We start from the raw sequence: 23,636 nt of genomic DNA, 5'->3' as shown, positions 1-23,636 counted from the left end.
TCTGGGCAAATCTGCGTCGCTGGCTTACCCATGGGGGCAACCACCGTCAAGCAGGCCCCAGACATGTCCGACCACAACGACCCAAGTCCGCTCAACCCCGTGCCGCCCGCTGTGTGGCTGCTTTTTGCCGCTGTGGCACTGCCGGAACTGGCCTTTGCGCTGGGCGAGGCGGGGCTGATTGGCGGGCCGGGCGCTGTTGGGTGGCGGTTGAACGCGCTGAACACCTATGCGTTTTCAGGCGACGCGTTTGACTTCATGGTCGCGAATGGCCGCCTCTTGCCCGAACACATGCTGCGGTTTCTCACCTATCCCTTTGTCCACACCACATTCACCGCAACCCTGTTTGCCTGTGTGATCCTTTTGGCCATGGGCAAGATGGTGGGCGAGATCATGGGCGGTTGGGCCGTGATCCTGATGTTCTTTCTGTCGGGCATCTGCGGGGCTGCCGTCTTTGGCCTGTTGACAGACCAGCCGTGGCTGATCGGAGCGTATCCTTGTGTCTATGGCCTGATCGGCACCTACACGTTTCTATACTGGCAACGGCAGGTGGCGAGCGGTGGGCCGCAGGGTCAGGCCTTTATGCTGATTGGCGTGCTGATGGGCATCCAGCTTGTGTTCGGCATCCTGTTCGAGGTTGGCTATTCCTGGGTCGGAGAACTTGCCGGGTTTGTCGCGGGCTTTGCCCTGACGGCGTTCGTGATGCCGGGGGGCATGGCACGCGTGGTCGCCGCCTTGCGCCGCCGTTAGCGCCGTACTGCGCCGCGGATGTCCGACAGGCGCAGCGCACCCGTCATGTGTGCCGCCCCGAAATAGCTGGCCGCGCCGACGCAGACCAAAGCGAACAGCGCGCCGTATCTCACAAAATCTGTGCCCAGTGCGGGTTTGAGCAAAATCGCCACCCCCCACAGCACCGCGCCCATTAGCAAGGCCGCGCCGATGATGCGTGGCACGCGCCGTCGATAGCGGTCGTCGAACCGGACGCTGTCGCCCATCCCGCGTGCGCCCCGGAACAGCAGGGCCAGCATCACCCAACCCGCCACAGTGGTCGCAATCGCTGGCGCGATCCAACCCAGCACCGGGGCCAGTCCGATGGCCAGCGCCGCGTTCAGCACCATGGCGACCACCGCATAGTGGAACGGGCGTTTCGTATCACCGCGCGCAAAGAACTGGGGCTGCACTACCTTTTGTAGCACAAAGGCAGGCAAGCCCGCGCCATAGATCGCCACGGCCACAGCAATGGCTGCGGCGTCGTCCGCGCCTGTTTCGCCACGCTGGAACAGCACTGAGACCAGCGGCAGGGGGATCACCATCAGGGCAATGGCTGACGGCATGGTGAGCGCCATGGCAAACTCGCCCGCGCGGGAATAGGCGGTGCGCGCGCCGTCCAAATCCTCGGCCTTGAGCCGCCGTGACAGATCGGGCAGCAGGACGATGCCCACCGCGATACCCACCACGCCAAGCGGCAATTGATAAAGCCGGTCAGCGGCAAACAGCCAGCTGACCGCGTTGTCGTATTGGCTGGCGACCAGTTGACCGACAACGAGGTTGATCTGCATCACGCCGGTGGCCAGAGCCGCAGGTACGGCAGTGCGCACCATTTGGGACATATCTGGCGTCCAGCGCGGCAGGCCGGGCCGCAGGGCAAAACCCGCGCGTGCCGCAGCCACCCAGGTCAGCGTCAGTTGCGCGACACCGGCCACAGGCACCGTCCAGACCAGCCAGGTGATTATGGCCCCACTGGTTGCCCAGGCCACGGCCATGGCCGTGATGACAAAGATATTCAAAAGAACCGGGGCTGCGGCTGCGGCGGCAAACCGCCCCGTGGCGTTCAGGATGCCGGAAAACAGTGCCGACAGCGACATGAAGAATATATAGGGAAACACGACCCGCCCGAACCCCACGGTCAGGTCAAAGCGTTCCGCGCCGAACCCACCCGCCGTGGCCCAAACCAGAACGGGCATAAACACCATCGCCAGCGCCGTCAGGATCAACGTTACCAACGCCAACCCGTTCAGCGCATCGCGCCCGAAACGCGCCGGGTCCTCGTCGCCTTCCAACTTGGATGAGAACATCGGGACAAAGGCCGCGTTGAACGCCCCTTCGGCAAAGAAGCGGCGGAACATGTTGGGCAGGCGAAAGGCCGCGACAAAGGCGTCCATCAGCGGACCGGGACCAATCAGCGACAGGATCATGATCTCGCGCACAAAGCCCAAGATGCGGCTGAGCAGCGTCCATACACCCACGGTCAGGAAGCCGCTGATGAGGCGGATCGGTTTCATTGAAACCGGGGTAGCCTCTGGCGGTCGGGCGCGCAAGCACGCCCGACCGGATCACCAGCCGATGAACACGTCCGCCAGTGCGATGAACATGGGGATGCTGAGGATCGCAACCGGTGTGCCGATGCCGGTCGAGGTGCCCACATAGGTCGATGGGTTCGCCTCTGGCAGCGCGCCGCGCAGCGTGGGAGGGCCAGAGATGTCCGAGCTGGACGCCGCCATGATCGACAACAAAACAACGCCCCCCGCCGAGAACCCGGTCAGTTGGTGCGCGACATAGCCGACGCCAAATCCAATCAGGCCATGGATCACCGGGGCCGCAAGGCCGTAGAGGATGTAAGCATGTGCCACTTTGCGCAGTTCCGAGAACCGGGCCCAGGCTTCCATCCCCATGATCAGCATCAGGATCGACAGCAGCCCGCGAAACAGAGGCTCGTAGAAACTCTGGTACACCGTGCCCGGTTCGGTAAAGATCCCCAGCGCCAGCCCCACCAAAAGGGCCGAGATCGCCGGGCTGCGGAAGGTGTCCACGAGGATGCCGCGCAGCAGGCCGATTTCAATCGCGGGCTCTGTGCCTGAAGGGGTGCCGCCAAATCCGCCCGCGACCGTCCCGTCCGCATTGATCGACACTGTGGCCGCGGCTTTGCGCGCGGCACTCAGCTTGGCCATCACAATGGCTGTGACCAGTGCGGCGATATCCATGAACGGATAGAGCGCGCCGATGAACCCTTCGTACGGGATACCGCCGTCATCCAGCATCGCCATGCCCGCCGCGAGGGTCGAGGCAGACACAGCGCCAAAGAGCCCCGCAGTCGCCAGCCCGTCGATCTGTGACACCCCACGCCACCGCACCAGCGTCGCACGCCCCAGGAACACGATGGCAATACCCACCGCTGCGGCCCCAATAGCAGGCACCAGCAATTCGGTCAGGTTCGCCTCGCGCACGGACATGCCCGCGCCTATCCCGACTTTGAGCAGCAACAGGATGACGATGAACTTGTAGACCGGTTCGGGGATTTCGAATTTGCTGCCCAGTGCCGCCAACAGCATCCCGCCGATCAGGAACGCCAGTGTCGGTTTCTGGAATTGGTCAATCACAGTGCCGAGTATCGTAACAAGCGTGTCCATGCCGCGTCTCCTTTTGCTGATGCAGGCAAATAGCGCGGAGAAAACGTACAAAAAAATATAACATTCAGAACATATCGTTCTATATTAACGAAGCATGGCGACGCTGAACTATCATCACCTGCGGTATTTCCGCGAAGTGGCCAGCGAGGGGCATCTGGGTCATGCGGCTGCGCGGCTGAACGTGTCACAATCCGCGCTGTCCACGCAGATCAAGCAACTTGAGCAGCGGCTGGATCAGGCGCTGTTTGACCGGGTCGGGCGCACACTGGTTCTGACCGAAGCGGGACGGATCGCGCTGGATCATGCCGACCGGATCTTTGACGCAGGCGACGACTTGCTGGCGACCCTAAGCCAGAACAGCACAACCCGGCCACCGTTGCGGGTGGGGGCGCTGTCCACCCTGTCGCGCAACTTCCAACTTCAGTTCCTGCGCCCTTTGCTGGGCCGCGCCGAAGGCAATATCGTCCTAAAGAGCGGCAATACCGCGACTTTGCTTGCGGCCCTGGAAACGCTGGCGCTGGACGTGGTGCTGACGACCGAAGTGCCACCCAGCGGGACATCCACCATCTTTGCCGCGCAAAAACTGAGCGAACAGGTGGTCGGCATGCACGCGCGGCCCGACCTGTTGCGACACGGGTCGATCCGCGCAGTTCTGGAAAATGCGCCGCTCATCGTGCCCACGGAAAGCGTCATCCGCACCGGGTTTGAAAATCTGGCCGCGCGTCTCGGGGTGCAGCCACGGATCGCGGCGGATGTAGACGACATGGCGATGGTGCGCCTGCTGACCCGCGAAGGTGCCGGAGTCGCAATTGCGCCTGCGGTCGTGCTGGCGGATGAGATTGCCGCAGGCACCGTTGTCACTGCGCCCTTTGACCTCGGTATCGTGGAGCCGTTTTACGCCGTGACCCTGCCGCGCAAATACCCCCACCCCGCCTTGCAGGACGTTCTGAATACCTAGGCCCGCTCAGTCGGCGGCGCGTTCGACACCTTCGACGATGGCCGCGCGCAGTTTCTTTTCCAGCGTCCGCTGTTTGCTGGCCGAGTGATATTTCAGGCCGAACATGTCCTTGACGTAAAAGGTGTCGACCACCTGCTCGCCATAGGTCGCGATCACGGCATTGGCGATATAGACATTCATCGCCGCAAGCGTGCGTGTCAGATCATGCAACAGACCTGGGCGGTCGCGGGTGTCGACCTCGATGATGGTGTAGATATCGGACCCTTCGTTGTCGAAGGTGATGTGGGTCGGCACGCGAAACGCCTTTTCGCGTTTCTTGATCTTGTCCCGGTCCTTGATCGCCTCGCGTGTGACCACCTCACCCGCAAGGGTGCGTTCGATCATCTTGCGCAGACGCGGCAGACGGCCAACGTCATAGGGGTTGCCATCGGCGTCCTGAATCCAGAACGCATCCGTCACATAGCCATCGGACGTGGTATAGCTGCGCGCGTCCACGACATTGGCCCCCACAAGCGCAAGCGCCCCGGTCAGGCGGGCAAAAATGCCCGGATGGTCCGGCATCACGAAACAGGCGCGGGTGGCGTCGCGGTCTTCGTCCGGGTGCAGGTCCATGACGATCTCATCCTCGCCGATGTCGCGCAGCAGCTTGGCAAAGGCCACGTGCGCCGTCACATGCAAACCCTGCCAATAGGGCGCATAGTGGCGCGCGGTCTCGGCCTGCACGTCCTTGCGGGGCCAGTCCGCCAGTTCGGCGCGCAACGCCTTCTTGGCCTCGGTGCCACGGCCCTCGCGGGTCAGCGCCTCCATCCCGTCCTCGAGCGCGCGGCGCGTCTGGCGATAGAGCGCGCGGATCAGGACCGCTTTCCAGTTGTTCCAGACCTCGGGGCCAACTCCGCGAATGTCGCAGACCGTCAGCACACACAGCAGGTCCAATCGCTTGACGGTTTTCACCGCCTTGGCGAAATCGCGCACCGTGCGCGGGTCGGCGATGTCGCGTTTCTGCGCCATGTCGGACATCAACAGGTGATAACGCACCAGCCATTCGACCGTATCCACATCGTCCTGCTTCAGGCCCAGACGTGGCGCGATCTTGCGCACCATTTGCGCACCGAGGATCGAGTGATCCTCTGCCCGGCCCTTGCCAATGTCATGCAGCAACAGCGCCACATAAAGAACCTTGCGGTTCACGCCCTCTTTCAGGATGGACGACGCGACAGGCAGGTCCTCTTCCAACTCGTCACGTTCGATCATCGCCAGTTGTGCGATGCATTGGATGATGTGTTCGTCCACGGTGTAGGAGTGGTACATGTTGAACTGCATCATCGCGACGATGGGTTCAAATTCGGGGATAAAGGCCGCGAGCACACCCAATTCGTTCATCCGCCGCAGCGCGCGTTCCGGGTTGCCGTGTTTCAACAGCAGGTCCAGAAAGATCCGCCGCGCCTCGGGGTCGCAACGCAGATCGTCGTCGATCAGGTCAAGGTTGGACTTGAGCAGGCGCATCGCATCGGGGTGGATCAACATGCCGGTCCGCAGCGCCTCTTCGAACAGGCGCAGGATGTTCAGAGGGTCCGACAGGAACGTGGCATCGTCACGAATGGCCAGACGGTTGTGGATCACCTCATAGCCGGCACGCACTCGCGGCTTGCGCTTGAACAGGCGCTCGAGCAGGGGTTCGGCCTTGAGGTGGACAGCCTCGAGCTTGGTGAGAAAGATACGGGTCAGATCGCCCACTTCGGTGGCTTGCAGGAAATAGTCCTGCATGAATACCTCGACTGCACGCCGCCCGGCGTTGTCCTCGTAGTGCATCGCCTCGGCGACCGACACCTGCATGTCAAAGGTCAGTTGCTCGGTCGCGCGCCCGGACAAAAGGTGCAGGTGACAGCGGACCGCCCACAGGAAATCCTCGGCGGCGACAAAGCTGTCAAATTCTTCATCCGTAAACAGGCCCAGCGGCACGAGGTCAGCGGCGTCCTGCACCTTGTGGATGTACTTGCCGATCCAGAACAGTGACTGCAGATCGCGCAGCCCCCCCTTGCCCTCTTTGACATTGGGCTCAACCACATAGCGCTGGCCCTGCCGCTTGTGGCGGTTGTCGCGCTCGGTCAACTTGGCCTCGATGAAATCACGCTCGGTCCCCTGAAACAGGTCAGCGCGCAGGCGGGCGTCCAGTTCCGCGGCAAGCAGCGCGTCGCCAAAAAGGAACCGATGTTCCAACATTGCGGTGCGGATGGTGAAATCCTCGGTCCCCAGACGCAGGCAATCGCGCACAGTGCGGCTGGCATGCCCGACTTTCAGCTTGAGATCCCACAGGATGTACAACGTCGTCTCGATGACGCTCTCGGCCCAGGGGGTGATCTTGTAGGGCGTCAGAAACAGCAGATCGACGTCGGAAAACGGCGCCATCTCACCGCGCCCATAGCCGCCCACAGCCAGTACAGCCAGGCGTTCGCCCTGCGTCGGGTTGGCGTTTACGTGCATCATTTCCTGGGCCGTGCGCAGAGCGGCATGGACCAGTTGGTCGGTTAGGTGGGTAAAGGCGCGCGTCGTCTTGCGCGACTGGAACGGGTCGGCGCGGAATGCCTCGGTTATCCGCGCGCGGCCCTGTTTTTGCATGTCCTTGAGGTGGGCAACAACGGCGGCGCGCCCCTCGGACCCGCCGGTCGTCTTGGCCGTATCCAGAACGGCGTCAAACACATCCGGATCAAAGATGTCGCGGGACGGGCAAATCAATGCCTGATCCGGTTTGGTCGCGGCCCGCAGGGTGGCTTCTGTCACAGGTTTGTCCTTTGGGCCGCGCTGTATCGTTTCTAGAACCCGGCGCCGCCAAAGCCGCGCGGCGCGGGGCTGATGACGGTGACCTGGTTGTTCTGCACTGTCGCCACGGCCAGGCCGCGCTCATTTGTGCCGTCGGGGCGCAGGCGGAAGATGCCCGTTGACCCTTGGAACCCCGACCCTTGGGTCAGTGCGGCGGTCGAAAGCGGGTTGGGATTGCCCCGGCTTACCAGTGCTCCCACGGCTGCAATCCCGTCAAAGGCCAGTCCCGCCAGCGGGTGCGGCGCACCGCCATAGGCCGCCTGATACTGCGCGCGGAACGCGGCGCTACGGTTGGGATCCGGCAGCGCGAACCAGCCGCCTTGCACGCCCGGCAACTCCAGGGTTTGCGGCGGGATGTCCCAGCGGGTCAGGCCGATGAACTGCGTTGTGGACGGGCTCACACCGGCCTCAGGCAGCAGTTGTGTCAGCAGCGGCAGGGCCGAAGACGTGGTCGCGGTCAAAAACACGGCGTTGGCGCCACTGTTGTCTAGCGTGGATTTGATGCGCGGAACGGCGGCCACGACGCCCTGTTGCGACAACGGATAGTCGACCGTGCCGGCCAGCGTGCCGCCATTGTTGGCGATGGCTTGCTGGATCGCGTTACGGCCCAGTTGGCCAGCAACATCCTGCGCATGCACGACCACGACGCGGTCCTTGCCCTGCGATGCGGCATAGCTGACCAGACGGTTGGCCGTGTTCTGAAAGGTCGGCCCAAGCACAAAGACGTTGCCGCCCGCGATGGTCGTGTTGTTGGAAAAGGCCAGTACGCTGATATTCGATTCCGCCACTGCGACACCGGCGGCATTTGCCGCTTCGGCATAGAGCGGGCCAATGATGATCCGCGCGCCGTCGTTCACCGCCTGCGCGGCCTGATTGGCTGCGGTCTGGGCGTTGCCCGCCGTGCCGTAGACCCGCAGATCAACCTGCACGCCTTCCAGGTCGCGCATCGCCAAACGGGCAGCGTTTTCAAGATTTTGCGCCAACAGATCGTCGCTTGCCCGGCCAGATCCACGTGGCACCAGCAAGGCAACAGGCACAGGTTGGCTGGCGTCAACACGTGGGCCACTTCCACCCACCCCAGCGGTCAGATTGCCCAATGCCGCCGGGTCACAGGCGGCCAGCGCCAGCGCGGCAACAGGCAGAATTGCGCGGCGTGTCGCCTTGCGCAGTGTCTTGAAAAACGCGAACATGATTACAGTCACTCCCAACATTCCGAGGCGCGGTGTGGCCCGGCCCATTCTTGTGGGGCGGATAATAGACGTCAGGAAAGGCGGGTCCAGCGTTGAATTTTATCAAGGTCCCACTGAGCGCGGGCGTGTGGTTTGTCGGTGTCCCCATCGGGACGGCACGTGATATCACACTGCGCGCGCTGGACGTGCTGGCGTCGGCCGATGTGCTGGCCGCCGAAGACACCCGCAGCCTGCGCAAGCTGATGGACATCCACGGCGTGCCTCTTAACGGGCGGCGGATCGAGACATTGCACGACCACTCCGGTGACAGTGCTGCGGCACGACTGGCCGCCCGCGCCGCTGAAGGTGCCAGCATCGCCTACGCGTCCGAAGCGGGTATGCCGCTTATCGCGGACCCCGGTTTTGAACTGGCGCGCGCTGCCCGCGCTGCAGGTGTGGCTGTGACTTGCGCGCCTGGTCCATCGGCGGTCCTGACTGCGCTGGCCATCGGCGGCTTACCAACCGATGCGTTCCACTTTGCCGGATTTCTGCCCGCCACGACCTCTGCCCGGAAAAAGGCGCTGAGCGATCTGGCGCAGCTCGACGCGACACTTGTCCTCTACGAATCACCCAAGCGGGTGGGGGCGCTGTTGGCGGATGCGACCGCGACACTGGGGCTAGACCGGCCAGCAACCGTCTGCCGCGAACTGACCAAGAAATTCGAGGAAACCCGCCACGGTACCCTGCAGGAACTGGCTGACGCCTACGCGACCGAAAACGTCAAAGGCGAAGTGGTTGTCCTGATTGGGCGCAATACAAAGGCGGCTGTTAGCGAAATAGACATTGATTCGGCTTTACGGTCAGCCCTGCGGGACATGCGAACCAAGGATGCAGCGGCGTTTGTATCCGAGACGTTGGATGTGCCCCGCCGACAAGTGTACCAGCGGGCCTTGCAACTGTCGCAGGACCCCTGAACCGCAGGAGCGACAATGACGGACCCATTCTGCAGCGGATCGACGACTGGCAACACGGCGATGCAGACCCGCGTGGATCGCGGGCGCATGTCCTATCTGGCGGGGATGGCTGCGGAAAATTCGGTGGCGGCGCACTACGTGGCTGCGGGGTATGTTTTGCAGGCCGAACGCTGGCGCGGTCGGCGCGGAGAAATTGATCTGATCTTTGCCGGTCGCGACGGCGTCATCTTTGTCGAAGTCAAGAAAAGCAAAACCGTTGAAAGCGCGCTTGCACATGTTACCCCGGCGCAGGTCCGGCGCCTTTTCGCGACGGGCGAGGAATATGTGGCCACGCTTGAAACCGGCAGTCTGACGGATGTGCGGTTTGATGTGGCTCTGGTCGATGCGAAGGGCGCGGTACATGTGATGGAAAACCCTTTTGCGCATGGGTTCCACTAACAGCGTCATACGCCCGCGACCCGTTGGTGCATCGGCGCACAATGGCAAACCATTGCACCCGGCGGCCCCCTGCGCCATCTAGGGCGGGACACCAGCCGGAGATGTGACATGAAAGTTGCCTTTCAGATGGACCCGATCGGGGCCGTCGATATCAACGCCGACAGCAGTTTCCGCCTTGCCGAAGAGGCACAGGCGCGCGGTCACAGCCTGTTTTTCTATTCCCCCGACCAGCTTGCCTACCAAGAGGGCCGGATCACCGCGCGCGGTCAGGACTTTACCGTGCAGCGTGTGCAGGGTGATCACGCACAACTGGGGCCAATGCGCGAAGTCGATCTGAGCACCTTCGACGTTGTCTGGCTGCGCCAGGATCCGCCCTTTGACATGCACTACATCACGTCGACGCATCTGTTGGACCGGATCAAGGCAACGACACTGGTCGTCAACGACCCGTTCTGGGTGCGCAACTACCCCGAAAAGCTCCTTGTGCTCGACTTTCCGGATCTGACGCCGCCCACAACGATTGCGCGCGATCTGGACACGATCAAGGCGTTCAAGGCCAAGCATGAGGATGTCATCCTGAAGCCACTCTACGGCAACGGCGGCGCAGGCGTGTTCCGCCTGGACGCTGGCGACCGCAACCTGACGTCCCTGCACGAGCTATTCTCGGGGTTCTCTCGCGAGCCGCTGATTGTGCAGAAATTCCTGCCGGACGTGTCGAACGGTGACAAACGGGTGATCCTGGTCGATGGCGAAGCCGTCGGTGCGATCAACCGCGTGCCTGCCGCAGGTGAGACGCGCTCGAACATGCACGTCGGCGGCCGCCCGGAAAAGATTGGCCTGTCCGAACGGGACCTCGAAATCTGCGCGGCCATTGGTCCGCTCTTGCGCGAAAAGGGCCAGGTCTTTGTCGGCATCGACGTCATTGGCGACTACCTGACCGAGATCAACGTGACATCACCCACCGGCATTCAAGAGCTTGAACGGTTTGATGGCGTAAATGTTGCGGCCCAGATTTGGCAAGCCATCGAAGCCAAGCGGGCATGAGCTGGCAGGCACGCCTTCTCAACATCTGGCTGCGCGCAACGGAAAAACCATTTCTGACCCGCGCAAAAACGGCACGTGCCTTGCGGGTCAGTTTTGATCTCAAGGCGCGTTTGTTTTTCCACGCTCCCTTTGGCACCCGGAAAAAGACGCAAACCCTCGCGGATCGCCCCGCGCTTTTTGTCACGCCGCGTGGGGTCACGCCCCGGCGGGTGATCTTGCACTTTCACGGCGGTGCACATGTGTTTGGCAGCCCGCAGGCCTATTCCGCGATGCTTGCCAATCTGGCGCGCCGTGCAGAAGCCGTCGCCATTTTGCCGCAATATCCGCTCGCGCCGGAACACAGTTTTCCGCAAGCGCCCGATCACTGTCTGGCCACATACCGCGCCGTTCTAGCCATGGGGTACGACCCGGCGGATGTGATCATCGGTGGGGACAGCGCCGGTGGCAATCTGGCGCTAAGTGTCCTCGTTGCGCTGTTGCGTACAGGCGAACCACTGCCTGCGGGCCTTTACGGTCTGTCCCCGCTGACTGACATGACCTTTTCCGGGCGCAGCGTGGTGGACAACGCCGATGCCGAGGTGGTTCTGCCGATCACCCGAATTTCTGAGGCGGCGGCGGGCTATCTTGATGGTCATCCGGGCCAGGACCCGCTGGCCAGCCCCCTCTTTGCCGACTTTTCGGGCGCGTGCCCCGTGTGGCTGACGGCAGGCGATACCGAGATTTTGCTGGACGATACCGTGCGGCTGGACCGGCGGCTCAGGGACCAAGGCGTCCGTACCGAGACCAAGATCGAGCGTGATCTGCCTCATGTCTGGCCGCTCTTTCACAACATACTGCCCGAGGCGCGCGTGACGCTGGATGCGTTGGCGGCATGGTGCCGCGCTCAGACCGGGGCCAAAGCGGCGACCCGGTAACTGACCGCTTCGGCCACGTGGGGCTTGCGCACGGTGTCCGATCTGTCGAGGTCGGCAATGGTGCGCGCCACGCGCAGCACTCTGTGATAACCGCGCGCCGATAGCCCGAACCGGTCCGCCACGCGGGTCAACAGCGCGCGCCCCTCTGCGTCGGGCATGGCGTGTTCTTCCAATGTGGGGCCGCTCAGGTCGGCATTGCATCGCGCGTCCGTTCCGTCAAAACGCGCCAGTTGCAGCGTCCGCGCTTCGGAAACGCGCTGGGCGACGGCCGCTGATGTGTCACCTGCGGCAGGCAGATCAAGGTCGGCAAAGCTGACCGGTGGCACGTCCACGCGCAGGTCGAACCGGTCCATAAGGGGGCCTGATATGCGCCCCATATAGTCATCACCACAGCCCGGTGCGCGCGCACAGGCACGTGCCGCATCGCTCAGGTATCCGCATTTGCAAGGGTTAGCGGCAGCCACCAGCATAAAGCGACACGGATATTTCACGTGATTGTTCGCCCGCGCAATCATGACTTCGCCGGTTTCAATCGGTTGGCGCAGCGTTTCCAGAACCGCGCGGGGGAATTCGGGAAACTCGTCCATGAACAGCACGCCATTGTGGGCCAGTGACACCTCGCCCGGTTTGGCACCGCGCCCACCGCCGATAATCGCGGCCATCGACGCGGTGTGGTGGGGTTCGCGAAACGGGCGGTCCATCGAAATGCCACCCGCATCCAACAGTCCGGCGAGCGAGTGGATCATCGACGTCTCAAGCGCCTCAAGCGCCGACAGCGGCGGCAGAATGCCGGGCAAGCGTGCAGCAAGCATGGATTTCCCAGACCCCGGCGTGCCAACCATCAACAGGTGGTGCCGCCCGGCGGCGGCGACCTCCAGCGCGCGTTTCGCGCGTTCCTGCCCCTTGACGTCGCGCATGTCGGGCAGGCCGCCGCCGCTGGCAATTTGCCCCGGCGTTGCAGGTTCCAGCGGCACCTGTCCGGTATAATGCCGCACCACATCACCCAAACTGCGCGCGGCGATCACGCGCGTGGCGTCGACCCATGCCGCCTCTGATCCCGACCCGGCCGGACACAGTAACCCGCGGTCCTGCTCTGCGGCGGCCATTGCGGCGGGCAAGGCGCCCAGCACCGGGACCAGCGTGCCGTCCAAGGACAACTCACCCAGTGCGACAGTACCCTCGACCGCGTCCTCGGGCAGGATGCCAAGGGCGGCCAACAGGGCCATCGCGATGGGTAGGTCGAAATGCGAGCCCTCTTTGGGCAGGTCGGCGGGCGACAGGTTGATCGTGATCCGCTTGGACGGCAGCGCGATGGACATTGCCGACAGGGCTGTGCGCACCCGGTCTCGCGCCTCGGACACGGCCTTGTCCGGCAGGCCTACGATGGAAAAGGCGGGCATGCCCGGCGTCATCGCACATTGCACCTCGACCTCGCGCGCATCGACGCCCTGAAATGCAACCGTATAGGCCCGTGCCACCATCTCTCACCCCTCGTGAATGGTTAATGGCTAGCGCGGGCTGGTTTACGATTGGTTAATGCAGGCGCAGTCCCATGCTCAGGCAGGCCAGTCTGTGACCGGCACACCCATGTCATACGGGAACGGGTCATAGGTGGTTTTCAACCCTTCGGCGCGCCATGCCTTGAACGCGGGATCGTTGATCGTCGTCTCGCAATAGCGCCGCGCGGCATCGCCCACAGGCAGGTCATAGCCCACGATACGCGCACATACGGGTGCATAGAACGCATCCGCCAACGAATAGGCCCCAAAGAGCCACGGCCCTTCCGTCGCGAACTGTGCTGCATGCGCCCACAACGTCTCGAGCCGCGCCAAATCTGTCCGTGTGGCATCCGGGACGGCAAAGCCCTTGTTCACATGTTGCAACTGCATCGGACAATCGGACCGGAGCGCGGAAAACCCGCCCACCATTTCGGCGCACAGCCACCGCGCCGTGGCGCGGGCGGCGGGGTCTGCGGGCCACATCCCGGCCTTCGGGTGCTCTTCGGCCAGCGTTTCCGCCATGGCGAGGCTTTCGCCGACAACCGTTCCGGCTGGCGTGCGCATCGCAGGCACCAAACGTGCAGGCGCCAATGCGGCCATATCCTCTGCCATCGTGCCGCCATAGAGACCGACAAAGTGGATCTTCTTGGGAATGTTAAATTTTTCCATCATCAGCCAGCCGCGCAGGGACCAGCTCGAGAAGGTGCGATCGCCGATATAAAGGTCATAGGTCATGGCCCGCAGGCTACGTCATAGACGCCTGCGCAGGCCAACGCAGATTTGTGGGCCACACCATCACGGCAGATGATTGATCCGCTCTGCCGTGCCGCTTTCGGGATGCAGGGTGGTGACGGAAAGCGGGTCAATCTTGTGTGCAAGGACCGCGTGGGCGCTCAGCCCCAGCACCGCCTGCACCTGGGTCAGGATGACGCCAAAATGTGCAACAGCAATGATATGCTTGCCCGTATGTGCGGCCTCGATACGGCGCACGGCCATGGCCACACGTGCCGCCGCCGCGTCCCAGCTTTCGCCCCCTGGGGGTGTATGATCACCGGGCGTTTCCCAATAGTCGCGGCTCAGATCGGGATGCCGGTCCGCCACCTGCGAAAAATGCACGCCATCCCAACTGCCGAAATGAAACTCGCGCAGCGCCGGATCATGTGGCAACCGGGTTCTCGACCGCTGGATCGCCGTGGCCGTGTTGACCGACCGCGTCAGGTCGGACGAGATCACGACCGCATCGCTGGGCAGATGATCGGCCAGACGCGCCACTGCGCCTTCGTCGGACAGGTCCGCCGCAACGTCGCGCCACCCGGTAAAGCTTGTCTGATGCGTCGGCCCATGCCGGATCCAGTGCCATGTGGTCACGGTGCGACCCCTTTGATCACCTGTGGCAGGCCCGCGACCACATGAACGACGCAATCAGCCTGCGCGGCCAGCGCGATGTTCAGCCGGCCCTGCGCCTCACGAAAGGCCCGGCCCAGTGGTGTGTCGGGGACAATGCCCTGACCCACCTCGTTCGACACCACGACCACCGGTCCTTTGCTGCGGGCCAGCGCCGTCAGAAACCGGTCCTGTTCTGCGGCAAGGTCATGGTTGTCCAGCATCACATTGGTCAGCCACATCGTCGCACAATCCAGCAGCGTGGCCTGTTTTGCAGAGGTGCTGCCAAGCGCGCCTGCCACGTCTATCGGGGCATCCAGACAGGTCCAATCGGCCCCGCGGCGCGCTTGGTGCAGATCAACCTTAGCCTGTATTTCTTCGTCCCAAATTCGTGCGGTCGCGACATAGATTTTACCCAAGCCACTGTTTTCAATAACTGTTTCCGCGTATTTTGACTTGCCCGACGCAGCACCCCCTAGAACGAATGTCAGTCCCGACAACATTTTTTCATCCTCAGAGTGAACCAGTTTCGATGCCCGTGCGTAGAGAGTGTAAGTGCGCAAAACAAGCATAACCATCCAGGGGGATGACCGATGGCATTGGACAACGCTCGCGAGTTTTCGCTGTCTCGCACCGCAATGAAGGCCGAACTGCTCGACGCAGAGACGGAGCTTCGCCTGGCATATGCTTGGCGAGACGACCGGGATGAGGCCGCGCTGCACCGCCTGATCACCGCGTATATGCGGTTGGCGATTTCGATGGCGTCCAAGTTCAAACGCTACGGCGCCCCGATGAATGACCTGATCCAAGAGGCCGGTCTGGGCCTGATGAAGGCCGCTGACAAATTCGACCCCGACCGTGGCGTTCGATTCTCGACCTACGCGGTGTGGTGGATCAAGGCGTCAATCCAGGACTACGTGATGCGCAACTGGTCCATGGTGCGCACCGGCTCCACCAGCAGCCAGAAATCCCTGTTCTTCAACATGCGCCGCGTGCAGGCCCGGCTTGAGCGTGAAAGTGCGGCGGCTGGCGAGACGCTGGACAAACACCAGTTGCGCCAGATGATCTCGACCGAGATCGGTGTGCCCCTGCACGATGTCGAGATGATGGAAGGCCGCCTGTCCGGGTCCGACTATTCACTAAACGCGACGCAGTCGGTGGACGACGAGGGGCGCGAGTGGATCGACGCCCTCGAAGACGACAGCGCGCAAGCGGCAGAGACGGTTGAACACACCCATGACACCGAGCAACTGCGCGAATGGCTGTTGTCTGCGCTAGGCGCGCTGAATGAACGCGAGCGGTTCATCGTGCGCGAGCGCAAGCTGCGCGACGACCCCCGCACGCTGGAAAGCCTCGGCCAAGAGCTGTCTTTGTCAAAAGAGCGCGTGCGCCAGCTTGAGGCGGCCGCGTTCACAAAGATGCGAAAGACCCTCGAAACCCAGAGCCGGGAAGTGCATCACTTCCTCGCATGAGGCAAACCACATTCAAAACCTTCTGCGCGGCCGCAGCCTTTGTGGCGTCGGCAGCGTTCGTTCACGCCGCAACGGACTGGACAGACTTCGCCGGTGACGTCCTGATCATCGGCGAATTTCACGACAATCCCCAGCATCACGCCGAACAGGCCAAAGCGATCCGCAATGTCCGGCCCAAGGCCGTGGTGTTTGAAATGCTCACACCGTCAGAGGCCGCAGAGCTGGCGGATGTCCCCCGCGATCCGGTCGAGATGGCGGCGGCCACCTCCAATTTCCACTGGTCAAACATCGCTGACTACGCGGATGTTCTGGCCGCCAGCGACGTGATCGTTGGGGCGGCCCTGTCGCGTGATGACATGCGTGCCGCGTTCACGGACGGGGCGGCCACGGTGTTTGGCGCGGATGCGGCGAACTATGGCCTGACCCAACCGCTTGATCCCGACACCTTGGCCGCGCGCACCCTGCACCAGTTTGATGCCCATTGTGCGGCGATGCCTTTGGACATGATGGACGGCATGGTCGACGCGCAGCGCCTGCGCGACGCGGCCTTTGCCCGTGCGGTGATTGACGCGCTGGACACCCACGGCAGCCCCGTGATGCTGATCACCGGCAATGGCCATGCGCGCGCCGACTGGGGCGTGCCGGTCTACCTTGCGCAAGCGCAGCCCGCGCTGTCGGTCACGAGCGTTGGCCAGGGCGAACGCCAGGAACCACCCGAGGGTGTGTTTTCCTGGACCCTCAATGGTGCATCCAGCCCGGCACGCGGTGATCCCTGTGCGGCGTTCAGCCAATGATGCCGCCGTGACGCGGGGGCTGGTTCTTGGCCCGGCAGCCGCCTATGGTCACGCCGACCACAGACATGCGGACATGATGCCATGATGCTGCAAGACAAACGAATTTTGTTGATCCTGACAGGAGGGATTGCGGCCTACAAAGGGCTGGACCTGATCCGTCGCCTGCGCGAACGCGGGGCCACCGTCACGCCGGTTTTGACCCGTGCCGCCGAACAGTTCGTGACGCCCCTGTCGGTGTCCGCGCTGGCCGGGCACAAGGTGTACCGCGACCTCTTTGACCTCACGGACGAGGCCGAGATGGGGCACATCCAACTGTCCCGTTCTGCCGATTTGATCGTCGTTGCACCCGCAACGGCAGACATCATGGCCAAGATGGCACAGGGCCGTGCGGATGATCTGGCCTCGACCCTTTTGTTGGCCACGGACACGCCTGTGATGATCGCTCCGGCGATGAATGTGCGCATGTGGGATCACCCGGCCACCCAACGCAATCTGACACAACTGCGCGCCGATGGGGTGACGGTTGTGGGCCCGAACGATGGCGATATGGCCTGTGGTGAGTACGGCCCCGGCCGCATGTCCGAACCGCTCGAGATCGTGGCAGAGGTCGAGGTGCATTTCGGTCCCCGGCCGCTGACGGGCAAACATGTGCTGGTCACGTCCGGCCCGACACACGAACCGATTGACCCGGTGCGATACATCGCCAACCGGTCATCGGGCGCACAAGGCACGGCGCTGGCGCGGGCTTTGCTGGATCTGGGCGCTCAGGTTACCTTTGTCACCGGCCCCGCCGATGTGCCGCCGCCCGCAGGCGCGCAGGTCGTTCCCGTGGAAACAGCCCTGCAGATGCGCGATGCCGTAGGTGCCGCCTTGCCCGCGGATGCGGCAGTCTTTGCCGCTGCAGTTGCCGACTGGCGCGTGGCCAGCGCCAGTGATCGCAAGCTGAAAAAGACGCGCGACGGCATGCCCGCGCTCACCTTTGCGGAAAATCCCGACATCCTCGCCCATGTGGCGCAGATGACCGAGGGGCGTCCGCCGCTCGTCGTGGGGTTTGCTGCCGAAACCAATGATGTCATCGCCAACGCAACTGCCAAACGCGCTCGCAAGCAATGCGACTGGATCGTCGCCAACGACGTATCCCCCGACACCGGTATCATGGGCGGCAGCGAGAATGCAGTGACCCTGATTTCGGAACAGGACGCCGAAAGCTGGCCGCGCATGTCCAAGGACGACGTGGCGCGCCAACTGGCCCAGCGGATTGCCGACGCGCTGACATGACCGAACAGACACTGAAACTGATGCGCCTTGAGGGGTTTGACCCAAACATCCCGCTGCCGCGTTATGAAACGGCAGGGGCCGCCGGGGCGGACCTGCGCGCCAACTTGCCTGATGGTGTGCCGGTGGATGTCCCCGCGGGGACACGCGCGCTGATCCCTACGGGCCTTGCCATGGCCATCCCCCACGGGTTCGAAGTACAGATCCGCCCGCGTTCGGGGCTGGCGTTGAAAAACGGCATCGCGCTGGTCAACAGCCCCGGCACAATCGACAGCGACTATCGCGGCCCGGTTGGCATTATCCTGCTGAACACATCGGATGTGCCGTTTCGCGTGACCCACGGCATGCGCATCGCGCAGATGGTGATGGCCCCGGTGGTGCAGGCGTCGTTCCAAGAGGTCGATGTTCTGGATCACACCGACAGAGGGGCGGGCGGCTTTGGCTCGACCGGGCACGGCTGATGGTTCTGGTCTTTGCGCTTGCGGCGGTCCTGTGGGGCATTGGCGCCGCGATGAAAACCCCGCGCCGCGCGCGTTGGCTGATGATTGGCATCCTCTATGTGCTTGTGCTGGCCGTGCAGGTCGCACTGCCGTCCGGGCACCCGCTGCGGATGGCCACAGGCGAAAGCCCGGCGTTTTGGCTCATTCTTGGCGGTTTTGCGGCTTTGGTGCTGGCGTATCGTTATGGGCTGCGGGCCTTGCGCAACCGTGCTCAGGTCGCGCAAGCCATGGCGGAACCTGATCAGGGCAGGGCGGGCAGCTTTTCCGAAACAGAACTAAACCGCTATGCCCGCCACATAGTGCTGCGCGAAATTGGCGGATCCGGGCAAAAGGCCCTGCGCGACGCGCGGGTGTTGGTTGTGGGCGCAGGCGGGCTGGGCGCACCGGCGCTGCAATATCTCGCGGCGGCAGGCGTTGGTACAATTGGAGTTGTGGACGACGACACGGTTGAGAACACCAACCTGCAACGCCAGGTGATCCACACCGATGCCCGCATCGGCACGCCCAAGGTGTTTTCCGCCCAAGCCGCGATGGAGGCGCAGAACCCCTTTGTCACCGTGCGCCCCTATCACCGCCGCCTCACGCCGGACATCGTGGACGATCTGATGGCCGACTATGACCTGGTGCTGGACGGCACCGACAATTTCGACACCCGGTATCTGGTCAACGCCGCCGCCGTGCGCGCGGGCCTTCCGCTGATCTCCGGCGCGCTGACCCATTGGGAAGGGCAGATCAGTGTGTTTGACCCGGCTCACGACGCGCCGTGTTATCGATGCATCTTTCCCACCGCGCCCGCGCCGGAACTCGCGCCCAGTTGCGCCGAGGCGGGCGTTCTGGGTCCGTTGCCGGGTGTGCTGGGGTCCATGATGGCGGTTGAGGCGGTCAAGCTGATCACAGGCGCTGGCGCACCGCTGCGTGGGCAAATGGCGATTTACGACGCGCTCTACGGCGAAAACCGCACCATCGCGCTGTCTCGTCGTGCCGATTGCGAGGTTTGTGGCGCGGCCCCCATGGCGACGCAGTGACCCGCGCCCTACATTGATCCCAAAGGAGAGTGCCAAGATGACAAATGTGCTGCTGCAAACGTGGGATACCCCGTTCCAGATCGCCCCCTTTGACCGTATCTCGGATGACGACTTTGCCCCGGCGCTGGACGTCGCGCTGGCCAATCACAGCGCCGAGATTGACGCCATCGCCAACAATCCCGATCCCGCAACCTTTGCCAATACGATCGAGGCGCTCGAGGCCGCGGGTCACGATCTCGATCAGGTGCTGGGCACGTTCTATACCGTCGCAGGGGCCGACAGTAACCCGGCCCGCGAGGCGTTGCAGCGCGACTTTTCCCCAAAACTGGCCGCACATTTTGCTGACATCTCGGGTAACAAGGCGCTTTTTGCCCGCGTGGCCGCCGTCTATGACGCCCGCGACACGCTGGACCTGACGGATGAACAGGCGCGTGTGCTGATGCTGACCCATCGCGGGTTCGTGCGCTCAGGCGCGGCGCTGACCGGTGATGACGACGCGCGGATGAAGGTGATCAAGGGGCGTCTCGCCGAACTTGGCACCGCCTTTACCCAAAACCTGCTGGCCGACGAACGCGACTGGTTCATGGAACTGGGCGAGGGTGATCTGGCGGGGCTGCCGCCCTTCGTGGTCGACACGGCCCGCGCGGCAGGCAAGGAAAAGGGCGTGGATGGCCCTGTCGTCACCCTGTCGCGGTCGCTGATCGTGCCGTTCCTGCAATTCTCCACCCGCCGCGACCTGCGCGAGGTCGCGTACAAGGCGTGGGGCGCGCGCGGCGCAAATGGGGGCGACACCGACAACCGCGCCATCGCCGCCGAAATCCTCAGCCTGCGCGAGGAACGCGCCAAGCTGTTGGGCTATGACAGCTTTGCCGCCTACAAGCTGGAAACCGAAATGGCCAAGACTCCGGATGCCGTTCGGGGCCTGTTGATGGACGTGTGGGAACCCGCCAAGGCGCAGGCCAATGCCGACGCCTGGGTGCTGGAACAGATGATGCAGGCCGACGGCGTGAACGGCCCTCTGGCCCCGTGGGATTGGCGGTTCTATTCCGAACGCCGCCGCAAGGACCTGCACGATCTGGACGAGGCCGAGGTCAAACCCTATTTCCAGCTCGACCGCATGATCGAGGCGTCATTCGCCTGTGCCACGCGCCTCTTTGGCCTGTCGTTCAAACCGCTCGACATCCCGCTCTATCACCCCGACTGCCGCGCGTGGGAGGTCACCCGCGACGGCACCCACGTGGCGGTGTTCATCGGCGACTATTTCGCCCGCGGCTCCAAACGATCTGGCGCGTGGTGTTCGGCCATGCGCGCACAGGCCAAGTTCCCCGAACCGCAGGCGCCCGTGGTCATCAACGTCTGCAACTTTGCCAAGGGCGATCCCGCGCTGCTCAGCTATGATGACGCGCGTACGCTCTTTCACGAATTTGGCCATGCCCTGCACCAGATGCTGTCCAATGTGACCTACGAAAGCATCTCGGGCACCTCCGTGGCGCGCGACTTCGTCGAACTGCCCAGCCAGCTTTACGAACACTGGCTCGAAGTGCCCGAAGTGCTGCGCGAATTTGCGGTCCATGCCGAAACAGGCGCGGCGATGCCTCAGGCGCTGCTGGACAATGTGCTGGCGGCGGCGACCTATGACATGGGGTTCCAGACGGTGGAATATGTGGCCTCTGCGCTGGTCGATCTGGCCTTTCACGAGGGGGCGGCCCCCGCGGATCCGATGGCCAAACAGGCTGACGTACTGGATGGTCTCGGCATGCCTGCCGCCATTGGCATGCGCCACGCCACACCGCATTTCGCCCACGTGTTCGCAGGCGACGGCTATTCGTCCGGCTACTACAGCTACATGTGGTCCGAGGTGATGGATGCCGACGCCTTTGCCGCCTTCGAAGAGGCGGGCGGGCCGTTTGACCCGGAACGCGCCAAAGCTCTCGAGACGCATATCCTATCGACCGGGGGCAGTGTGGATGCCGCGGAACTTTACACCGCCTTCCGGGGTCGGTTGCCGGGGGTCGAGGCGTTGCTCAAGGGGCGTGGGCTGGCGGCCTGATCGACTATTCTGCCGCTGCCAACGCAGGGGCAGGATCACGGTGGGCTGATACGACGGCCAAAATTGTCAGGCCCACCGTCAGGTAATACAGGGTATCCCCGCTGGAAAAGCCGAACCCCAGAGGCGCCGCGACAAAAACTGCGCCAATGATGCCGTCGATGATCCGGTGCGCCCGGAATGAAATGGCAGGCAGAACACCCGCTTCGTGATCGGTCAGCGACGTCACCAACAACAGCAGCAAACCCGCTCCGAACGACAGCGCAAAAGGCAGCGCATCCCCCATTCCGATGCCAAAGGCAAAGGGCATGACAATCAGGCCAAGGGCCAGGGGGTAGTCCATCGCGGCATGAAGCCGGCGGGAAACGAGGTGAAACATATGGGTCTCCGGGTCACTATTGTGCAGACGCAGCATCTGCGCTTGACCCCGACCTAATGGGTCCCCGATCACGTATCAAAGCAAGTCGCCGTGACCTATCTGTAACACGTCCCCTGACATCAGTAGCCCGCGCTGCGGTCCACCACGTGCAGGAATGGCATGCCTGTTTCGCCACGCCGTATGTTCTCGGCCACGGTTTTCGATGCGTAAGCGGCGCGTGTTTCGGACGCCACATGCGGGGTAACGGTCACGCTGGGATGGGTCCAGTACGGGTGATCCATGGGCAAGGGTTCGACCCGAAACACATCCAGCGTGGCGTGCGCGATCTGGCCCGCGTCTAACGCCTGTAGCAGGGCGTCATCGTCGATCAGTTGCCCACGTCCGGGGTTCAGGATGCGCGCCCCACGCGGCATCGCGGCCAGCGTCGCCGCATTCAGCGTGTTTTCCGTCGCCGCGGTGCTGGGCAACAGCAGCACGCAGTAGTCCGCCCGCGCCAGCGCCTCGCGCAGACCGTCATCACCGTGCAGGCAGGTCAGGCCGTCGATGACCTTGGGTGACCGGCTCCAACCTGCGACGTCGAAACCCAAGCCCGCCAGCGCCGAGGCACAGGCGGCGCCCAGGACCCCAAGGCCCAGAACGGTGACGCGGGTGTCAAAGGCCAACGGCGGCGCAACCGGTTCCCAGGTGCCGGGGGCGGCACCGATATGGCTGTCCATCCCCAGATGCAGGCGCAACACGTGCCCTGTCACCCATTCCACCATGCCCTGCGTCAGCGCGGGGTCGACCATCCGGCACAGCGGCAGGTGCAGCGTGGGATTGCCCACAATCCCCTCAACCCCCGCCCACAGGTTCAACACGGCCTTGGCGCGGCTGAAAGGCGTGAAATCCTGCACGTCGGAGTTGGGGGCATAGACGATATAGTCGACCTCGTCCGCCGGTATATCCGTCGCCAGATGCGCCTCCACACCTGCGGCTGCGATCTCGGCCCTGAGCGGTGCTGCGTATTGGTCCCAGCGGTCCGCAGTGGCGGCAAAGAGTACGTTGACCGTCATGTGTCAAACGCCGCATCAAGGTTGGCCATGCCCTTGATCTCGATCGGGTTCCCTGCCGGGTCGGTAAAGAACATGGTGCTCTGCTCGCCCGGCTCCCCCTCGAAACGGATCTGCGGTTCGAGGATAAACTCAATGCCCGCCGCCGTCAGCTTGTCCGCCAACGCGCGCCAGTCCGCCATCGGCAGCACGGCACCAAAATGCGGCATCGGCACATCGCAATTGCCCACCTTGCCTGTCGGCGCGCTGTCAAAAGGTTTGCCGAGATGGCAGCTCAGTTGGTGGCCGAAAAAGTCGAAATCGACCCAGGTGTCAGTGCTCCGCCCCTCTTTGCATCCCAGCAATGTGCCGTAAAAGCCGCGGGTGTCATCCAGGTCGGATACGTTGAAGGCGAGGTGAAAAAGGGCCATGGGATACTCCGGTCAGCGACATCTGTGATCGGTGTAGCGTCTTGATCCTCGGATGCACAACAATCGCTTGTGATGGATCTCAGTG

General features: G+C 63.2%; 23 protein-coding genes. 12 read left to right on the top strand and 11 right to left on the bottom strand.

All coding sequences use genetic code 11. The annotated features are described in order from the left end of the window. Window positions 1–63 precede the first annotated feature (63 nt). A complete protein-coding gene (locus tag Q0936_RS14480; protein ID WP_299294076.1) occupies window positions 64–747 on the top strand; it encodes a rhomboid family intramembrane serine protease in 684 nt (227 codons plus the stop codon). Here the strand turns inward: Q0936_RS14480 and murJ are convergent. After that, the gene (gene murJ, locus Q0936_RS14475) at window positions 744–2,279 is read right to left on the bottom strand and encodes a murein biosynthesis integral membrane protein MurJ (RefSeq protein ID WP_299294078.1); all 1,536 of its coding nucleotides are present in this window, start codon (window positions 2,277–2,279) and stop codon (window positions 744–746) included. The two genes, Q0936_RS14480 and murJ, sit on opposite strands and share 4 nt — an antisense overlap. Window positions 2,280–2,330: 51 nt before the next feature. Next, complete coding sequence (locus tag Q0936_RS14470) at window positions 2,331–3,404, bottom strand: sodium-dependent bicarbonate transport family permease (protein ID WP_299294080.1); 1,074 nt, start codon at window positions 3,402–3,404, stop codon at window positions 2,331–2,333. 94 nt (window positions 3,405–3,498) lie between these two features. Here Q0936_RS14470 and Q0936_RS14465 point away from each other — a divergent pair, with 94 nt between their 5' ends. Then, on the top strand, window positions 3,499–4,362 hold the full coding sequence (locus tag Q0936_RS14465) for a LysR family transcriptional regulator (RefSeq protein WP_299294082.1): 864 nt from the start codon (window positions 3,499–3,501) through the stop codon (window positions 4,360–4,362). Between the two features lie 6 nt (window positions 4,363–4,368). Here the strand turns inward: Q0936_RS14465 and Q0936_RS14460 are convergent, their stop codons facing one another. Both Q0936_RS14460 and Q0936_RS14455 read right to left on the bottom strand, forming a co-directional pair. Next, a complete protein-coding gene (locus Q0936_RS14460; protein ID WP_299294221.1) occupies window positions 4,369–7,059 on the bottom strand; it encodes a [protein-PII] uridylyltransferase in 2,691 nt (896 codons plus the stop codon). A 113-nt stretch (window positions 7,060–7,172) separates the two neighbouring features. Next, window positions 7,173–8,369, bottom strand: coding sequence for a penicillin-binding protein activator (locus tag Q0936_RS14455; RefSeq protein ID WP_299294083.1), 1,197 nt, complete (start codon window positions 8,367–8,369; stop codon window positions 7,173–7,175). Window positions 8,370–8,461: 92 nt separating this feature from the next. On the opposite strand from Q0936_RS14455, the gene rsmI reads away from it, so the two are divergent. The 4 genes from rsmI to Q0936_RS14435 all read left to right on the top strand — a co-directional run bounded on the left by rsmI (window position 8,462) and on the right by Q0936_RS14435 (window position 11,718). Further along, window positions 8,462–9,322, top strand: a complete 861-nt coding sequence (gene rsmI / locus Q0936_RS14450) for a 16S rRNA (cytidine(1402)-2'-O)-methyltransferase (protein ID WP_299294085.1) — start codon at window positions 8,462–8,464, stop codon at window positions 9,320–9,322. 15 nt (window positions 9,323–9,337) lie between these two features. Continuing rightward, on the top strand, window positions 9,338–9,760 hold the full coding sequence (locus tag Q0936_RS14445) for a YraN family protein (RefSeq protein WP_299294087.1): 423 nt from the start codon (window positions 9,338–9,340) through the stop codon (window positions 9,758–9,760). Window positions 9,761–9,868: 108 nt separating this feature from the next. Continuing rightward, a complete protein-coding gene (gene gshB / locus Q0936_RS14440; protein ID WP_299294089.1) occupies window positions 9,869–10,804 on the top strand; it encodes a glutathione synthase in 936 nt (311 codons plus the stop codon). Continuing rightward, window positions 10,801–11,718: an alpha/beta hydrolase fold domain-containing protein gene (locus tag Q0936_RS14435; protein WP_299294091.1), complete on the top strand. Its 918-nt coding sequence runs from the start codon at window positions 10,801–10,803 to the stop codon at window positions 11,716–11,718. Before gshB ends, Q0936_RS14435 begins: the two co-directional genes overlap by 4 nt. Here the strand turns inward: Q0936_RS14435 and Q0936_RS14430 are convergent. The 4 genes from Q0936_RS14430 to cobU all read right to left on the bottom strand — a co-directional run bounded on the left by Q0936_RS14430 (window position 11,688) and on the right by cobU (window position 15,103). Then, entirely contained in the window at window positions 11,688–13,199 is a 1,512-nt protein-coding gene (locus Q0936_RS14430; protein WP_299294093.1) for a YifB family Mg chelatase-like AAA ATPase, read from the bottom strand. The two genes, Q0936_RS14435 and Q0936_RS14430, sit on opposite strands and share 31 nt — an antisense overlap. Before the next feature lie 75 nt (window positions 13,200–13,274). Next, on the bottom strand, window positions 13,275–13,952 hold the full coding sequence (locus tag Q0936_RS14425) for a glutathione S-transferase (RefSeq protein ID WP_299294095.1): 678 nt from the start codon (window positions 13,950–13,952) through the stop codon (window positions 13,275–13,277). 60 nt (window positions 13,953–14,012) lie between these two features. Next, window positions 14,013–14,585: a histidine phosphatase family protein gene (locus Q0936_RS14420; RefSeq protein WP_299294097.1), complete on the bottom strand. Its 573-nt coding sequence runs from the start codon at window positions 14,583–14,585 to the stop codon at window positions 14,013–14,015. Further along, window positions 14,582–15,103 (bottom strand): bifunctional adenosylcobinamide kinase/adenosylcobinamide-phosphate guanylyltransferase, encoded by a 522-nt coding sequence (gene cobU, locus Q0936_RS14415; protein WP_299294099.1) that lies wholly within the window; start codon window positions 15,101–15,103, stop codon window positions 14,582–14,584. The genes Q0936_RS14420 and cobU overlap by 4 nt, the downstream gene beginning before the upstream one ends. Window positions 15,104–15,193: 90 nt before the next feature. Between cobU and Q0936_RS14410 the strand changes: the two genes are divergently transcribed. The 6 genes from Q0936_RS14410 (at window position 15,194) to Q0936_RS14385 (ending at window position 21,716) form a co-directional block, all read left to right on the top strand. Then, window positions 15,194–16,072, top strand: coding sequence for an RNA polymerase factor sigma-32 (locus tag Q0936_RS14410; RefSeq protein ID WP_299143351.1), 879 nt, complete (start codon window positions 15,194–15,196; stop codon window positions 16,070–16,072). Then, window positions 16,069–16,866 (top strand): ChaN family lipoprotein, encoded by a 798-nt coding sequence (locus tag Q0936_RS14405; RefSeq protein WP_299294101.1) that lies wholly within the window; start codon window positions 16,069–16,071, stop codon window positions 16,864–16,866. The genes Q0936_RS14410 and Q0936_RS14405 overlap by 4 nt, the downstream gene beginning before the upstream one ends. An 84-nt stretch (window positions 16,867–16,950) precedes the next feature. Next, window positions 16,951–18,144, top strand: a complete 1,194-nt coding sequence (coaBC, locus tag Q0936_RS14400) for a bifunctional phosphopantothenoylcysteine decarboxylase/phosphopantothenate--cysteine ligase CoaBC (protein WP_299294223.1) — start codon at window positions 16,951–16,953, stop codon at window positions 18,142–18,144. Continuing rightward, window positions 18,141–18,602 carry a dUTP diphosphatase gene (gene dut / locus Q0936_RS14395; RefSeq protein ID WP_299294103.1) on the top strand — a complete coding sequence of 154 codons (462 nt, stop codon included), beginning with the start codon at window positions 18,141–18,143 and terminating at the stop codon, window positions 18,600–18,602. Before coaBC ends, dut begins: the two co-directional genes overlap by 4 nt. Further along, complete coding sequence (moeB, locus tag Q0936_RS14390) at window positions 18,602–19,666, top strand: molybdopterin-synthase adenylyltransferase MoeB (protein ID WP_299294105.1); 1,065 nt, start codon at window positions 18,602–18,604, stop codon at window positions 19,664–19,666. The genes dut and moeB overlap by 1 nt, the downstream gene beginning before the upstream one ends. Before the next feature lie 37 nt (window positions 19,667–19,703). Continuing rightward, on the top strand, window positions 19,704–21,716 hold the full coding sequence (locus tag Q0936_RS14385) for a M3 family metallopeptidase (protein WP_299294107.1): 2,013 nt from the start codon (window positions 19,704–19,706) through the stop codon (window positions 21,714–21,716). A gap of 4 nt (window positions 21,717–21,720) precedes the next feature. On the opposite strand, the gene Q0936_RS14380 is transcribed toward Q0936_RS14385, so the two are convergent. The 3 genes from Q0936_RS14380 to Q0936_RS14370 form a co-directional block, all read right to left on the bottom strand. Next, on the bottom strand, window positions 21,721–22,092 hold the full coding sequence (locus tag Q0936_RS14380) for a hypothetical protein (protein WP_299143339.1): 372 nt from the start codon (window positions 22,090–22,092) through the stop codon (window positions 21,721–21,723). 119 nt (window positions 22,093–22,211) lie between these two features. After that, window positions 22,212–23,144 carry a glyoxylate/hydroxypyruvate reductase A gene (locus Q0936_RS14375; protein ID WP_299294110.1) on the bottom strand — a complete coding sequence of 311 codons (933 nt, stop codon included), beginning with the start codon at window positions 23,142–23,144 and terminating at the stop codon, window positions 22,212–22,214. Next, complete coding sequence (locus Q0936_RS14370; RefSeq protein WP_299294112.1) at window positions 23,141–23,551, bottom strand: VOC family protein; 411 nt, start codon at window positions 23,549–23,551, stop codon at window positions 23,141–23,143. The genes Q0936_RS14375 and Q0936_RS14370 overlap by 4 nt, the downstream gene beginning before the upstream one ends. Between the last annotated feature and the right edge of the window lie 85 nt (window positions 23,552–23,636).

This window comes from uncultured Tateyamaria sp., assembly GCF_947488715.1.
Taxonomy (GTDB): Bacteria; Pseudomonadota; Alphaproteobacteria; order Rhodobacterales; family Rhodobacteraceae; genus Tateyamaria.
This window is presented reverse-complemented; position numbering and strand designations above follow the sequence as displayed.